Here is a 13,828-nt window from a genome sequence, read left to right on the forward strand (position 1 = left end):
GGTTTGTCGCCACTTTGCGATTAGAGTAGCAACCAATTTTCGTCTGGGCTTAAACACCATGATCCAACTACAAAACGTCGAACTGCGACGCGGTATTAACTGCTTACTGCAACAAGCCGATCTTACCGTATTTCCAGGCCAAAAGGTCGGAATAATAGGCGCCAACGGCTGTGGTAAATCCAGTCTTTTTGCTTTGTTGCAACAAAAGCTGCAACCTGACGCTGGTTCTGTCTCTATTCCTGCCAGCTGGACTATCTCCACTGTAGCGCAGGAAACGCCAGCGCTGGATATGTCAGCCATGGATTATGTGCTGCAAGGCGATGAAAAACTTTACCCATTGCTACAACAGCTAAAAATTACCGATGGCAGTGTCGATTTAGCTGCAGTGCATCACCAGATTGATGCTTTAGACGGCTACAGAGCCGAAGCCAAAGCGGGTATTTTATTGGATGGCTTGGGCTTTAGCGGTACAGCACAGCAACAAAGTGTAAAATCATTTTCGGGTGGCTGGCGTATGCGTTTAAACCTTGCCAAAGCTCTGATGCAACCAGCAGAACTGTTGCTGCTGGATGAACCTACCAACCACTTAGATTTAGACGCTGTGCTATGGCTAGAAAGATACCTGGCTTCTTTTACTGGCACTTTGCTATTGATCAGCCACGACCGCGATTTTCTTGATGCTGTGATTGATAATACGGTGCACATCGATAATCAGACTTTAACTTTATACAAAGGCAATTACAGTCAGTTTGAACGGCAGCGCGCTGAGCATTTATCGCAACACCAATCGATGTTTGAAAAACAGCAACGTCAAGTGGCGCATCTGCAAAAGTATATTGACCGATTCCGTGCTCAGGCCACCAAAGCCAAACAAGCGCAAAGCCGGATCAAAGCGCTGGAGCGCATGACCTTACTGGCGCCGGCCCATGCCGACTCGCCTTTTCAGTTTGAGTTTTTAGACCCACGTTCTTTGCCAAACCCACTGTTGAAGATGGAAAATGTCAAAGCAGGTTATGGCGATACCCCTATTTTGCAGCAGATTAACTTTCAGCTATTGCCTGGCAGCCGTATCGGTTTGTTAGGGCGTAACGGTGCTGGTAAATCGACATTGATTAAAATGTTATCAGGGTCGATGAAACCACAAGCCGGTGAAATCTGGTATGCCAATGGTGTCAGCATTGGTTATTTTGCTCAGCACCAGCTGGAAACCCTAAGACCGCAGGACTCGCCGTTACAACATTTGGTACGTCTGGCACCTGACGCCACAGAGCAGCAGTTACGGGACTATATTGGTGGTTTTGGTTTCCACGGTGACAAAGCTTTATCTCCCTGCGCGCCCTTCTCAGGGGGCGAGAAAGCTCGTTTAGTCTTAGCTTTATTGGTGTATCAGCGTCCTAACCTGCTGCTGTTGGATGAGCCAACCAACCATTTGGATCTGGATATGCGTGAAGCCATCGTCATGGCTTTACAAAGCTTTGAAGGCGCTATAGTTTTAGTCTCGCACGATCGGCATCTACTCAGCAGCACTACAGATGAGTTTTATCTGGTTGCCCACGGCAAAGTTGCTCCTTTTGCCGGAGATTTGGCAGACTACTATCAGTGGTTACAACAGGATCAACGTGCAGCCAATGCAGCATCAGCCGCAGACGAGACAGCTGTAGCCAATAGCGCCCAAAATCGTAAAGATCAAAAGCGCTTGGAAGCTGAGTTACGTACTTTACAGCGACCGTTAAAGCAAAAAATCGAGAAGCTGGAGCAGCAACAAGAAAAGCTGCACCAGCAACAGCAGCAGATTGAAACGACTTTGGCAGATGCAGGCATCTATGATGCGGTGCGTAAAGCTGAGCTGACCAAAACACTGGCCGATCAAACAAAAGTCCAAAAGGAATTATCTGAAGTGGAAGAACAATGGTTCGAAGCTCAGGAAGCCTGGGAGCAACAAAATGCAGAATTCTGGCAAAAAAACTCTTAATTCTGAGCAGTTCTGGCACTACAGCCTGAGCTTGTATCCGGTCATTAAAGATTTATGCCTACAATGGCAGGACAACTATGGTGTGAATATTAACCTGCTGCTGTTTTTACTTTATCTGGACAAACAGCAGCAAAGTGTAAGCGAAGCTCAACTGCTAAAGTTGGAAGATTTACTGCAGCACTTCAGCACCGAAGTCACCCAGTCTATCCGCACCTTACGCCGCACCTTGCCTTCACCCTGGCTAGAATCTGATATGCAGCAGCCTCTGCGCCAGCAATTACTGAGCACTGAGCTTGCTGCAGAAAAACTGGAACAGCAGTTATTGGTGCAGCAGTTTAATCAGTTAAGTCTGAATGATGATCTGTTGCCTTACAGTCAGCTGCTGGATCACTATTTGGTGTTGATCCAAGCCCCTGTTGAACAGCTGGATGCTGAAATTCTTGATCTGTATCAACAAAGCCAGCAGTTGGAAGGCATCTAAAGTCCAACTTTGATCTATATCAGGCTTTGCTTCTACTGATACTTCTAAACTAAAAGCATCAGTAAATAGCGAGGGTATGATCATGAATGTATGGCAAGAGTTTCTGAACGATCCGGTGATCTTTATCTCCTTTACCGGGCTGGCTTTAGTGATTGGCTTATGCCTGTTTTACGCTGGCTACTTCTTATATAAAACGTCAAATGCCGAATAGCCTCAATTGTAACAAGCGCAGTCATGCAGACTGCGCTTTGGGCCTTTACTTTAAAGCCTTGACTAAAGCTGCCGTATTTCGCAAGGTTAAAGCATAAATGGTTAACTGCGGATTAGCGCCTAAGCTTGAGGGCAATACCGAACCATCAAATACAGACAAGTTTTCCAGCTGATGATGACGACCTTGCAGGTTGACTACCCCTTGGCCCGCATTGGCACTCATATTACAGCCGCCCATCACATGAGCTGATGCTAAGGTCGCACGGTATTTTTGTAAAGACAGCGATTTAATCGCCTCACGAGCCTGCTTCCAACTGGAGTAAAGCTGAGCATCCTGGTGAATGGGCAATACCGACCTGGCACCAGCTGCAAATTGCAACTCGGCCATAGCCAGATAAGCCTTTTGTACACCCTGCCACAGATAATCAGATAGAGGGTAATCCAGCATTGGCTCACCTTGGTCTGATAACACTACTGTGCCGCCCTGACTATCCGGATGAAAGCCATCCCTTAGCAAAGCAATAATAACCTGCAATTTATTAAACTGCTGCATTAAGGCTGCATGGGACTGCGCCAGGCCTGTTAATTTAGTGGCCATTAACACAGGGTGTAATGGCGGGACTTCCAGCTTAAAACCAATCTGTCCATCGCCGGGCCAGACAAACTGGTCTGAATAAATCGACTGCGGGGCACCGCTATGACCAGCTATCACCTCGTCAAACAAAGCACCGGAAATCGCACTGGGATGCAGGTAGGTATGCTTACCCAAACGCCCACTGGGATCAGGCAATTTGGAACGCAGCAACAAAGCAGGTGACCCTATGGCGCCTGCTGCTACTATGTAATGCTTGGCTTTAAAGCTAAGTTTTATTTTGGAAGTGGGCTGGTAGTACTGATCAACAGGCACTGCGACTAAGGATTGCACCTGATCATTCTGCCATTTGAGTTCACGGGCTGAAACACGGCTAATCAATATAGCACCAGCCTGCATAGCCGATGGAATAGTACTGACTAGCATAGATTGCTTGGCGTTGATAGGACAACCCATACCACAGTATCCCAGGTTAGCGCAGCCGCTGACGTTGCGGTTAATTACTGTGTACTGCCAGCCTAAAGTCTCACAACCTTGTTTCAGTTTATCGTTATTGGCATTAGGTGGCACTGGCCATGGATGAATATTCAGCCGCTGTTCGGCCTGTTGAAAATAAGGCGCTAAATTATCTGAGGTAAAATCACAACCAAATTCAGCACGCCAATAATCCAGGGCTTTGTCGGGAGTACGAATTGATGTAGTCCAATTCACAGTGGTAGAACCACCTACAGTGCGGCCTTGCAGTATGCCTATACTTTGATCCAAAGTTTTACGGCCTGCCCCATCCTGATACAAAGCCGGGTAAGCCCAGCGCTCTTGCTGCTGAAAGTCTTTGCCTTCATACAAAGCGCCCATTTCAAGGATGATCACTTTGAAGCCAGCCAAAGTTAACTGCTCAGCTGCCATAGCTCCACCAGCACCAGAACCTATAATTACTATGTCCGCTTCAAAATGCCGGTCCGTAGTTAAAGTAGAAGCATCCAGATAAGACCAGCCAGAGGATACACCATCAGCAATCAGATTCTTCATGGGTTAAACTCCGGCGCACTATACCCCATCGCCTGCCAATGCTGCGGCTGACCGTAAAAGGCACCATAGATCAGTTCACGCAAACCGCTAAAGGCTTGCTGTAATAATGAGAAGTAACTGTCGCGCCAGCTTAGTAACAAACTCAAGCGCTGTGTCAGCGGCAAATCTGCTAGTTGCAACCATTGCCCTGTTAATGCCAGCCGGGCCAAATCCTGCTGTAGTAGTTGAAACAATTGGTGCAATTGTTGTTGCTGACTTTGAGGTAAATAGGCCAAAAACTCCAGTACAGCATCCCGCGTCTGCTGCAGGGATAATTGTTGCGATCTTGCATCGGCAGGTAAGGCTCCCATCAATACAGCAGGCAATAACGCATCCAATACCAGAACAGCCGCATTGTCAGTGCCTTGCAGACTTTGATACTGATATACTGCGTACCCAGTGCTGGCGGCTACTGTCAGCGCAAGAGAGCGGAAAATAAACTGGCGTCTGTTCATTGTTGTTGTGGTCCGGCCAGAGAAAGTGACCTTGATTGTTAAGTAGGATTGTTGATTTTGCAAGCCCCCGAAACTGTAAAACTTCCCCCAGCTTTTAAACCAGCCTGGTGGTTACGCAATTGCCATCTGCAAACCATAGCGGCCAAATATCTGGCAACTCGAAGATTTTTGCCAACAGAAGCAGAGATGCTGGCTTTGCCGGATGGCGATCGTATCCAGCTAAACTGGACAGAAAACCCAGAGCTGGCTGCAGCTAAGCCAATAGTGGTGGTGTTGCATGGTCTGGAAGGTAATATCCATAGCCACTATGCAGCGGGTATGTTACGGGCTTTGCAACAACAGGGCTTTACTGCAGTGCTGATGCATTTTCGCGGCTGCAACGGTGTCGCCAACCGCTTGCCACGCGCTTATCATTCAGGGGACACAGCTGACCTTGCCTATCTAGTAGCTCAGATCCAGCTGCGTTATCCGGGCCGTCAGCTGGCCGCTGTTGGTTTTTCTCTCGGCGGTAATGTGCTGGTGAAGTATTGTGGTGAACAAGGATCACAGTGCGTACTGAAAGCTGCGGTGGCTGTATCCGCCCCTCTGGCCTTGGCTCCCAGTGCACAGCGTATTAATCAAGGCGGTAGCAAAGTCTATCAGCAGTATTTATTGGGCCGTTTAAAAGCTACTATGCTGCGCAAACTGGAACGTCACAAAGATTTTCCTTTGCCCGTCAGCAAAGCGCAAATTCTGGCGTTAAAAACCATTCGTGATTTTGACGACTTGCTAACAGCCCCCTTGCACGGTTTTCAAAATGCCGATGACTATTACCATAAATCCAGTGGTAAAGCCTTTTTAAAACAAGTGCGTGTGCCTTTGTTACTGGTACATGCCAAAGATGATCCGTTTTTATCACCCGCTGTATTACCAAAAACTGATGAAATGCCACCTAATGTGCAGTTGTTATTATCCCGACATGGCGGTCATGTTGGTTTTGTTACCGGCAATACGCCTTTTAAAGCAGAGTATTATCTGGAACAACAGCTACCGCCTTACCTTGCTCAATTTTTAGGAAAACACTGATGCTACTTATTCCATATGAGCAATTGTCTACAGATACGCTGGAAGGCCTGATCGAAGCTTTTGTATTACGCGAAGGCACTGAGTATGGTGAACAGGACATTAGCCTGAGCGATAAAGTGGCTCAGGTGAAACATCAGCTTGAAGCCGACCAGCTCGTGATCTTGTATTCAGAATTACACGAAAGTGTAGATATCATCACCAAACAGCAGTGGCGGCAACTGGTAAAGCAAGGCGAGCTGGAGAATGACACCTTCTGAGATCAGCCTAAAGTACGGGTTGCGCTATGGGCCCGAATTAGTTCGGTCCATGGCACCTCAGAGCGGCCTATCACCATAAAATCGGGATTGGATAGGGTTTCTCGCTGGTTGTAACTTAAAGGTGCAAACTGGCTATCCAAAATTTTGCCACCCGCTTCTTCGACTATCACATGTACTGCCGCAGTATCCCATTCGCCTGTTGGGCCTAAACGCAGGTAACAGTCTGCCCCCCCTTCAGCCACTAGACAGCTTTTTAAGGAGCAACTGCCCAGCGCTATAAATTCTGAGCTGGCGGGAGTAGTAAGCAACTGATGAATATGCTCAATGGGTTGACGACGGCTGACGGCTATTTTAAGCACATCACCAGGTTGATGCTGATTGACCTGAATTCGATTGATGAAATGGTGCTGCTGTTTAAAAGCGCCATTACCACGGGTAGCGTAATACCAGATTTGTTCTTTCGGCCAGTAAATGACCCCTAATACAGGCCAGCCATGTTCCACCAGCGCTATGCTGACGGCAAAATCTCCGCTGCGTGCAATAAACTCCTGAGTGCCATCCATAGGGTCAATCAGCCAATAGCGTGGCCAATCCTGGCGCTGGCGCAGCGGCAGTAAATGCATTTCTTCAGAGACTACTGGAATATCCGGAGCGAGTTCGGTTAAAGCATGCAAAATCAGTGCATTGGCAGCTAAATCTGCGCTAGTGACCGGGCTCTCATCCGCTTTATGTTTGGACTCAAAATCGCCACTCTGGTACATAGACCAGAGTGTATCCCCAGCTGCACGAGCAGCGTCTTTGACAGGTTCCAGTAACCTACTTAAAAACATCCTGATGCTTATCCAGATAATCTCGGGCTAAAAACAAAGCCGCTACACTGCGGGCTTCAGTGAAATCACTTTGCGCTAACAGTTCAAACTGTTGTTGCCACTGCCAGCTCACCAGTTCCAGAGGTTCAGGCTCATCACCTGGCAAGCTTGAGGCTGTTAAATCTAACGCCAATATGATATGCATTGTAGCATTAAAGTAACCCGGAGCTAAGGCCACGGTTTTCAAAGGGATTAAACGTCCAGCCTTGAAACCTATTTCTTCCTGTAACTCTCGATTGGCCGCTTCTATTGCCGTTTCGCCTGAGTCGATCAAACCTTTAGGAAAACCTAACTGATAATCATGGGTACCGGCACAATACTCACGGATCAAATAAAAACTACCAGGCTCTGGGCAAGCCACGACCATCACAGCGCCACGGCCACTACCTTTCATTCGCTCGTAAGTTCGCTGTTCGCCGTTACTGAATTGCAAATCCAGTTGTTCAATTTTGAATAGCCGGCTTTGTGCGACCAGTTTCTGCTCTAAAATCTGTGGTTTTTCTTTGTCGCTGTCGCGCTGCGCCATAAAACTGCCTCTGCTACAATGGGCTATCGCCTTACTATAAATGGATTAGCTGGAAAAACCTATGCTGAACTGGAGACAAATTGATACCGTGTTACTGGATATGGACGGTACTTTGCTAGATTTACACTTTGATAACCACTTCTGGCTGGAGCATTTACCAAAACGCTGGGCGGAACTTAGCGGCATTAGTATGGTTGAGGCGAAAAAGCAGCTAGAGGCCCAATACCAGGAACTGAACGGTAAGATTGAATGGTATTGTCTGGATTACTGGAGCCAAAGATTATCCTTGCCCATCACCGAGCTGAAGCGTGAAGTGATGGATAAAATTCAGATGCGTGCTGATACACCGGCTTTCCTGACCGCATTAAAAAACTCGGGGCGTAAAGTCATATTGGTGACCAATGCCCACCCGGATTCATTGTCACTTAAAATAGAGCGCACTGAGCTTGCCAGCTATATAGATACACTGGTGTCGACTCATGAATTTGGTGTGACTAAAGAACAGCAGGAACTCTGGCAGCAGTTGCAACAACGTTTTGGTTTTGACCCCAAACGTACTTTATTTGTCGATGACAGCCTGCCTATTTTGCAATCAGCGCAACGCTTTGGTATAGCTCATTTGTTGGCAGTCGCCAACCCGGACAGCCAAAAACCCAGCAGAGCTATCACTGAGTTTCCGGCCGTAGAAGATTATTCGGTGTTACTGACGGAGATTCAGGCGACATCACCGAATGAATTGAAGTTGCAACGAGACGACCAGTGAATGAGTCCCCATGAACATAGGCGACTATGTGATTGGGGCGAGAGAACACTGTCAACAAAGTTGCGCCTTCAAATAAGACTGGACTATTAACGGCTCTGTAATTTCAGAGTAAAACGCCCTTCTGCGTCCGGTTGGCCAACGAACTGCATCGCCTGATGCACTTCTTTTGGCAAGCTGGCGTCTGGTTTCATAGTACCATTCAGTTGGTACTTGCCCTGTTCACCTATTAAAGCTGTGACATTCAGCGCCAGCGGATTGCCGGGTTCAGTCACCAATTGCAACTGGCCTTGCTCACAACTTAAATTGACATCTATGGCTTTTAAATCGATCCAGCCCGATGGTGCCTGAAACTTCGCTTCCAGCCAGCTGGCTTTGCCCGATAGTTGCTCACACCAGGGTTTACCCATGCTGAACTTCTGAATATTCAACAGCATGTTGCCACTGGCCGCCACCTGAAATGGCAAAGGTAATTTTAGTAAAGGGATTATAGGTTCTACAGGAAGCCTTAACTGGCTTGATTCCAGCTCAAAACCGGAAAAACCATAAGACAACTGAGCTTTGGCATAAGGCGAAGTGGTTTGCCGGATTTGACCTATATCCAGGTCCAATGCCACTTTTCCCATCAAGAAAGCCCAGGGCTTTAACTGCCAATTGACCTGCGGGAGCACATAGCCATTCAGCGACACAGCCTGCACCTGACCTTGCCATAAAGTGCCGGTCACAGGGCCCAATTGCACTTGTGCTGGTAAAGGTACTAACTTCAACCACCAGGCTGCAGGCGCCAGCACTACTAAAAACACCAGATAAAGACCAATTGCAGCAGGTATTATTTTTTTATAATTCATTTACGACTCAACTAATAAACGACGGACACGAACCATGCCAGGGGCATCGGCCACAGCCAGATCCAGTTGCACTATGCTAACGTTATGCTGGTACTGCAAAGCATGCAGCCAGGTCAGCAGTTGATCAAAACTAATATCGTTCAGCATAACCTGCATCTGATCATTTTGTGGTTGCATCCGACTGACCTGAATGTTGTGGGTGCGGGCACTGGAGCTGATTATATCGGTCAGGCTGCCCTGCACTTTGGTTTGCGTGGACACCACAGGAAAAGTACTGACTTGCAACAACTGCTGACTGACTTGTTGCAACTGCAGTTGTTGGCTCTGATAATTGAGATGTAACGGCGCCCATAGCAGCCAATAAAAAGCTGCGACAGCCAGAGTGACACCAGCCCCCAACATCAACTGTTGTTCACGTTTTTGTAGCGATTGCCACCAGCTTTGCAGTTGCTTCACAATGCACCTCCATCTGCACCCTGAGCGGCAGCCTGCGGCTGTGAAAATTGTCTATCCGGCCAATTGTTCATACTTTCACCTTCATAGCCACAGTGCCCTGCACTTTGCCACCGTCGTTACTTAGCGCTCCTTGTTTCACTTCAAAACCTTTTTGTTCCAGTCGGGTTTTTAAGTAATCAAAGCGTTGGAAGCTGTCAGCTTCCGCCTGGAAACGTAATTCACTGTTTTTTTGATCGTAGCGTAAGTTATCTAAACGCACATTGGTAGTCACAGCCAATTCCTGCTGCAATTCATTCAATAAGCTGAATAAACTGGCGTCCTGACCACTGCCTGCGCCTTGTAACTTGCGGGCCAGCTGACGGGAAATATCCCGGGTTGATTCAGCGGGGAAGCGACTTTTATACAAAGTCACCAGTTCTGCTCTTTGTTGCTGCAGCAATTGCCCTTGTTGCCAGACTTGCACTGCTAAAGCCAGCAGATACAAAGCCAGACAGCCAGCGCCCAGAACTACAGAGCTTTGCCACAAGGACCAAACTTTATTCTTGGCTTTTTTTGGTGCATATTGGCCTTGCAACAGAGTAAAACGTTGCAGAGGTAGTTGCTGCGCTAACAACGCCAGCGGCAGCTCTGGTTCAGCCGCCTGAACGTTTTGCAGTATCTCGGTGGGCCACGGGCTGTAGCTGTGGATCAATTCGATATTGGCCAGACTTAAAAAATCCGGCCACCAGTTCGGTTCAATACTCGACGCCTGCCATGGGCCTTGGCGCAATAACCACTGACCAGACAACTCAATAGCTGAAGCACCGTCCTGATGTTCTGGTAATAACAAGGCATCTGGCAATAACTGCATTGGTTGAAAACCAGCGACAACCAATGAGTCGACCCATTGTTCCAATTGAGTTTTTTTACACAAAGCCACTTGCTGCCAGTATTCTTTACCCCGTTGCTGACATAGACCCAAAGCCAGATACAACTGCTCAATATCCTCTGCATGCTCTTCTTCGAGCATATAAGGCAAAGCCTGTATAATTTGCCGGTTGGGTTTAGCAGGCAGCAACACTTCGCTTAACACCACATCAGCAGCAGGCACCAAAGCCACAACAGGGCGACGGCCTAAACGCTCTGATAGCGCAGCCAGCTCGTCGGCAGACGCCAACTGGCCGCTGGCGATAATCTCTTTATTGATGGCGGACCATACCAACCAACTGATTGGCTGCTGTGGCTGACTGCCCAGTCTTATTATTAATTGTTCGTTCACCACTGGCCTCCAAACCGCCGCGCTATCACTTTTACTTTTTGTTGCTCGTCAATCACCAATACAGAAGCCAAATTAAAGATGGTGTCCATATAAGTTACAGTGGTTTCGAGCACAAAATAATTCGAATTTATTGTCATCATGGCTTTGACCTCATCTGTGACTGTGATACTCGCCAATTGAGGACTGGCCCATACTTCATCCAGAGTGACAAAACCTTCTTCTGGTCTGCTACCTATTAAATCTGACGCCGCCCCTTCATCCAGTTCAGGAATATAGGCTGCTAGTAAAGCCGAATTCTCTACCGTAATAGTATTAAGGTTTAACTTACTGGTACTGTTTTTTGGGATCACACAGACCCAGGGCCGCACCAGCTCATAATCAGCCGGAGTTAAATCCAGCATCACCCGCAATTCTGAAGTCGAGCCCATTAAACTATTGGCGGTATAAAATGGCATTTGCAAACCTGCATAGTCATCCTGTTCTGCGCCACCTGCAGTTTGCAATAAACTGTCTGCATCCAGCCAGTCGCTGATCCGGGCAGTTAAGTACTCAGCCGGCATCGATAAATCTGTCGCTTTTAACTCCAACAAACGCTGAAAGGCTTTTTGATTGGTCGTCTGACCAGTCCCTACCTGCTGTTGATCGACAGGTCGTTGTAAATTATTTAAGTTAAAACAACTTTGTAAATCAATCAGCTTACCGGTAATACTGCCATTATCGACCGGAAAGGTTGCGCCCAACTTCGCCCAATCCTGTGAAAGATTGACAGTTTCTTTACCCGCTACTGTACTTTTGAGTAACTGAATACTGGCTTGTTCTGCCGCTATACCATACCAGTAGGCTTGTTGTTGTTGCTGTAGATTCAGTTGACGTTGCAATTGCAATTGCAAACGACCACTCATGCCCACAGCAATCACCACCACAAAAGCGACAATCATCATCACAACAACTAAGGCTACGCCTGCTTGACGACGCATCAGGTCAACCCATTCATCAATGTATAAAAGCGCTGCATTTCACCCAGTTGCTCGTGGCTGATGGTTAAACGAATGGCTTTAGGTAACCTTTCTTCGTTCCAGTTTTCCTGCCACTGCTCATCTTTTAAAAACTCAACTTTAAAGCCAGTCACTCTGTCCAGCAAAGGCTGTACTTTGGGTTCACTGCCCGTTACAGCATCAGGGAATAAGCTAAAAAGCCGCTCAATTTTGCCTTCACGTAAACGATAAGCTACCGCCTGAATTTCACTGCGCGGCAGAACCATACCGGGGTTACGCCAGCCACTGTGCACAAAAGCAAAACCGCCTTCATCGCTTTCCAGCATCAGTTTTTCACCAACTAAAGGAGTGCGTACCGGGTCTTCACCTTCAACACGAATTTGCCGTGCACTGATTTGAGCTAAATCGCGCTCTAAAATCAGAAAAAAGCGCTGTATCTGTGCCAGCCGTTCAGCGGCTTTTTGTGAGGCTGCATCAGATTCAGTCACACTGGATAATACGCTGGCAGAAGCTAAACCTACTAAGGCAAAAATTGCCATAGCCAGTAACATTTCAATAAAGGTAAAACCACGGTTTCTGCTAGCGTTCAGCATCAGGTTTACCCACAAAGGTTTGCAACTGATACACCACTTTTTCCGGATTATCAGCCAGACTGACCTTGACCACTACAGCACTAAAATTCGCGTCAGGTGTTTTGTTTATTTGCTGCTGCCATAACCAGCTGCGGTTAGCAAACTCGACCGTTTTCTGTTCGTTTTTTAATGGCCAGGTTTTCTCCAGAAACACAGCATTTAGCTGGTTTTCTGCCACGTAAGAAGCAAAGGTCAAATTTTCCAAGTGAGAGATAGAATTCATATGCTCAGATGCTGTTTTCATCACAGCAGCGCCAGCTGTGGCAAATACCGCCATTGCAATCAACAACTCTATCAGAGTAAAGCCTTTGCTTCTCATGGTCTGCTGTTTTCCACTTCAGACTTGGTCAGCGGAATACTGTATTCGCCTATCAGTGTCTGATACCAAAAAGGACGCTCAGTTTCATCCGCCAGCACCAACTGAAAAGGGCTGATGTCACCTGAGGATAAAATATAGACATTGGGCAACAATGGTTTTTCACGCGCCTTGGACGGATCTTTGGCTTTGTCCTCATTGCTGTCTTCTGCTTCAGCTTCGGCCAGCTGTTCCTGCAATTCTTCCTGCAGTTTGCGGAATTCTTCCTGACCTAAAATACTGTCCTCTGCCCAGCTTAAACCTTCCAGTTCCAGTTCGGCCTGCACTGTTTCTGGCCAGGGGTGGAACTGCATAAATTTAGGTTCCGCCACTTCCAACCACTGCAATCCGTTGTGCACCAGAAACTGATAACCTTTATCATTCAGCACCAAACCAAAATCCTGCTGCTTTAAAATGGCCGTTTCGGACACCACCTGCACCAGTTGCTGCAGGCGGTTGGTTTCTTTCTGAATCCGGGCAGTGCGCGATTCGCTGACAAAGTTCACCACCACGTAAGATGCCATTAAACCCAATAACAGCATCACTAACATGATTTCAAGCAAGGTAAAACCGCGGTGGTGTTTCATGTTTTAGTTTTGCTGCGCGTCCGGCGCATCCAGGTTCCAGTTGCCGATGTCGTCGTCTGTCCCTGCAACACGGTCTGGTCCCATTGAATACACATCAATACGGCCCATCTCACCTGGACTGACTAACTGATATTCGTTATCCCATGGGTCTCTTTGCAAGCGTTTAATAAAGCCACCTTCAGGAAAAGAACGTGGCATAGGTTCAGAGGTAGGCTGAGTCACTAAAGCCTGCAAACCTTGTTCTGTGGTTGGATAGAAGCCGTTGTCCAGCTTGTATAAATCCAGCGCGTTTTCCAGCTGCTGAATATCCACTACCACTTTTTGTCGTGCCGCTTTTTCCTGATTGCCCATTAAGTTAGGCACAACCATACTGGCGATAACGCCCAAAATAACAATAACCACCATCACTTCTAATAAGGTAAAACCTTTTTGTTGTTGCATT

At 47.4% G+C, this 13,828-nt stretch carries 18 protein-coding genes; 6 read left to right on the forward strand and 12 right to left on the reverse strand.

Annotated elements, in window-relative coordinates; translation table 11 throughout:
• The first annotated feature begins 58 nt into the window (after positions 1–58).
• From EMM73_RS16275 to EMM73_RS16285, 3 genes are all read left to right on the forward strand, one after another.
• Positions 59–1,972: an ABC transporter ATP-binding protein gene (locus tag EMM73_RS16275; protein WP_127687863.1), complete on the forward strand. Its 1,914-nt coding sequence runs from the start codon at positions 59–61 to the stop codon at positions 1,970–1,972.
• Positions 1,944–2,453 (forward strand): TIGR02444 family protein, encoded by a 510-nt coding sequence (locus tag EMM73_RS16280; protein WP_127687864.1) that lies wholly within the window; start codon positions 1,944–1,946, stop codon positions 2,451–2,453. Before EMM73_RS16275 ends, EMM73_RS16280 begins: the two co-directional genes overlap by 29 nt.
• A gap of 82 nt (positions 2,454–2,535) precedes the next feature.
• Complete coding sequence (locus tag EMM73_RS16285) at positions 2,536–2,664, forward strand: DUF3149 domain-containing protein (protein ID WP_127687865.1); 129 nt, start codon at positions 2,536–2,538, stop codon at positions 2,662–2,664.
• A gap of 45 nt (positions 2,665–2,709) precedes the next feature.
• Here EMM73_RS16285 and EMM73_RS16290 read toward each other — a convergent pair whose 3' ends face one another.
• Positions 2,710–4,284 (reverse strand): GMC family oxidoreductase, encoded by a 1,575-nt coding sequence (locus EMM73_RS16290; protein WP_127687866.1) that lies wholly within the window; start codon positions 4,282–4,284, stop codon positions 2,710–2,712.
• Entirely contained in the window at positions 4,281–4,778 is a 498-nt protein-coding gene (locus EMM73_RS16295) for a hypothetical protein (RefSeq protein ID WP_127687867.1), read from the reverse strand. The genes EMM73_RS16290 and EMM73_RS16295 overlap by 4 nt, the downstream gene beginning before the upstream one ends.
• A 57-nt stretch (positions 4,779–4,835) precedes the next feature.
• Here EMM73_RS16295 and EMM73_RS16300 point away from each other — a divergent pair, with 57 nt between their 5' ends.
• Positions 4,836–5,843 carry a hydrolase gene (locus EMM73_RS16300; protein ID WP_127687868.1) on the forward strand — a complete coding sequence of 336 codons (1,008 nt, stop codon included), beginning with the start codon at positions 4,836–4,838 and terminating at the stop codon, positions 5,841–5,843.
• Complete coding sequence (locus EMM73_RS16305) at positions 5,843–6,100, forward strand: YheU family protein (RefSeq protein WP_127687869.1); 258 nt, start codon at positions 5,843–5,845, stop codon at positions 6,098–6,100. Before EMM73_RS16300 ends, EMM73_RS16305 begins: the two co-directional genes overlap by 1 nt.
• 2 nt (positions 6,101–6,102) lie before the next feature.
• Here EMM73_RS16305 and cysQ read toward each other — a convergent pair whose 3' ends face one another.
• Positions 6,103–6,930 (reverse strand): 3'(2'),5'-bisphosphate nucleotidase CysQ, encoded by an 828-nt coding sequence (gene cysQ, locus EMM73_RS16310; RefSeq protein WP_127687870.1) that lies wholly within the window; start codon positions 6,928–6,930, stop codon positions 6,103–6,105.
• A complete protein-coding gene (gene nudE / locus EMM73_RS16315; RefSeq protein WP_127687871.1) occupies positions 6,917–7,495 on the reverse strand; it encodes an ADP compounds hydrolase NudE in 579 nt (192 codons plus the stop codon). The genes cysQ and nudE overlap by 14 nt, the downstream gene beginning before the upstream one ends.
• Positions 7,496–7,556: 61 nt before the next feature.
• Here nudE and yrfG point away from each other — a divergent pair, with 61 nt between their 5' ends.
• A complete protein-coding gene (yrfG, locus tag EMM73_RS16320; RefSeq protein WP_127687872.1) occupies positions 7,557–8,258 on the forward strand; it encodes a GMP/IMP nucleotidase in 702 nt (233 codons plus the stop codon).
• 86 nt (positions 8,259–8,344) lie between these two features.
• Here yrfG and EMM73_RS16325 read toward each other — a convergent pair whose 3' ends face one another.
• The 8 genes from EMM73_RS16325 to gspG all read right to left on the reverse strand — a co-directional run bounded on the left by EMM73_RS16325 (position 8,345) and on the right by gspG (position 13,827).
• The gene (locus EMM73_RS16325) at positions 8,345–9,103 is read right to left on the reverse strand and encodes a type II secretion system protein N (protein ID WP_127687873.1); all 759 of its coding nucleotides are present in this window, start codon (positions 9,101–9,103) and stop codon (positions 8,345–8,347) included.
• Positions 9,104–9,559 carry a type II secretion system protein M gene (locus EMM73_RS16330; protein ID WP_261373471.1) on the reverse strand — a complete coding sequence of 152 codons (456 nt, stop codon included), beginning with the start codon at positions 9,557–9,559 and terminating at the stop codon, positions 9,104–9,106.
• Between the two features lie 67 nt (positions 9,560–9,626).
• Entirely contained in the window at positions 9,627–10,817 is a 1,191-nt protein-coding gene (gene gspL / locus EMM73_RS16335; RefSeq protein ID WP_127687875.1) for a type II secretion system protein GspL, read from the reverse strand.
• Entirely contained in the window at positions 10,814–11,794 is a 981-nt protein-coding gene (gspK, locus tag EMM73_RS16340; RefSeq protein WP_127687876.1) for a type II secretion system minor pseudopilin GspK, read from the reverse strand. Before gspK ends, gspL begins: the two co-directional genes overlap by 4 nt.
• Positions 11,794–12,405 carry a type II secretion system minor pseudopilin GspJ gene (gene gspJ / locus EMM73_RS16345; RefSeq protein ID WP_127687877.1) on the reverse strand — a complete coding sequence of 204 codons (612 nt, stop codon included), beginning with the start codon at positions 12,403–12,405 and terminating at the stop codon, positions 11,794–11,796. The genes gspK and gspJ overlap by 1 nt, the downstream gene beginning before the upstream one ends.
• On the reverse strand, positions 12,392–12,763 hold the full coding sequence (gene gspI, locus EMM73_RS16350) for a type II secretion system minor pseudopilin GspI (RefSeq protein ID WP_127687878.1): 372 nt from the start codon (positions 12,761–12,763) through the stop codon (positions 12,392–12,394). Before gspI ends, gspJ begins: the two co-directional genes overlap by 14 nt.
• Positions 12,760–13,386, reverse strand: a complete 627-nt coding sequence (gene gspH / locus EMM73_RS16355; protein ID WP_127687879.1) for a type II secretion system minor pseudopilin GspH — start codon at positions 13,384–13,386, stop codon at positions 12,760–12,762. The genes gspI and gspH overlap by 4 nt, the downstream gene beginning before the upstream one ends.
• A gap of 3 nt (positions 13,387–13,389) precedes the next feature.
• Positions 13,390–13,827 carry a type II secretion system major pseudopilin GspG gene (gene gspG, locus EMM73_RS16360; RefSeq protein ID WP_008899651.1) on the reverse strand — a complete coding sequence of 146 codons (438 nt, stop codon included), beginning with the start codon at positions 13,825–13,827 and terminating at the stop codon, positions 13,390–13,392.
• Position 13,828: the final 1 nt, after the last annotated feature.

It is taken from the genome of Rheinheimera sediminis, from assembly GCF_004005375.1.
Lineage (GTDB): Bacteria > Pseudomonadota > Gammaproteobacteria > Enterobacterales > Alteromonadaceae > Pararheinheimera.

What these genes read in the sequence shown, in the direction of transcription:
- EMM73_RS16275 (WP_127687863.1), top strand. Translation starts at nt 59, where the DNA reads ATGATCCAACTACAAAACGTCGAACTGCGACGCGGTATTAACTGCTTA.
- EMM73_RS16280 (WP_127687864.1), top strand. Translation starts at nt 1,944, where the DNA reads ATGCAGAATTCTGGCAAAAAAACTCTTAATTCTGAGCAGTTCTGGCAC.
- EMM73_RS16285 (WP_127687865.1), top strand. Translation starts at nt 2,536, where the DNA reads ATGAATGTATGGCAAGAGTTTCTGAACGATCCGGTGATCTTTATCTCC.
- EMM73_RS16290 (WP_127687866.1), bottom strand. Translation starts at nt 4,284, where the DNA reads ATGAAGAATCTGATTGCTGATGGTGTATCCTCTGGCTGGTCTTATCTG.
- EMM73_RS16295 (WP_127687867.1), bottom strand. Translation starts at nt 4,778, where the DNA reads ATGAACAGACGCCAGTTTATTTTCCGCTCTCTTGCGCTGACAGTAGCC.
- EMM73_RS16305 (WP_127687869.1), top strand. Translation starts at nt 5,843, where the DNA reads ATGCTACTTATTCCATATGAGCAATTGTCTACAGATACGCTGGAAGGC.
- cysQ (WP_127687870.1), bottom strand. Translation starts at nt 6,930, where the DNA reads ATGTTTTTAAGTAGGTTACTGGAACCTGTCAAAGACGCTGCTCGTGCA.
- nudE (WP_127687871.1), bottom strand. Translation starts at nt 7,495, where the DNA reads ATGGCGCAGCGCGACAGCGACAAAGAAAAACCACAGATTTTAGAGCAG.
- yrfG (WP_127687872.1), top strand. Translation starts at nt 7,557, where the DNA reads ATGCTGAACTGGAGACAAATTGATACCGTGTTACTGGATATGGACGGT.
- EMM73_RS16325 (WP_127687873.1), bottom strand. Translation starts at nt 9,103, where the DNA reads ATGAATTATAAAAAAATAATACCTGCTGCAATTGGTCTTTATCTGGTG.
- gspK (WP_127687876.1), bottom strand. Translation starts at nt 11,794, where the DNA reads ATGCGTCGTCAAGCAGGCGTAGCCTTAGTTGTTGTGATGATGATTGTC.
- gspJ (WP_127687877.1), bottom strand. Translation starts at nt 12,405, where the DNA reads ATGCTGAACGCTAGCAGAAACCGTGGTTTTACCTTTATTGAAATGTTA.
- gspI (WP_127687878.1), bottom strand. Translation starts at nt 12,763, where the DNA reads ATGAGAAGCAAAGGCTTTACTCTGATAGAGTTGTTGATTGCAATGGCG.
- gspH (WP_127687879.1), bottom strand. Translation starts at nt 13,386, where the DNA reads ATGAAACACCACCGCGGTTTTACCTTGCTTGAAATCATGTTAGTGATG.
- gspG (WP_008899651.1), bottom strand. Translation starts at nt 13,827, where the DNA reads ATGCAACAACAAAAAGGTTTTACCTTATTAGAAGTGATGGTGGTTATT.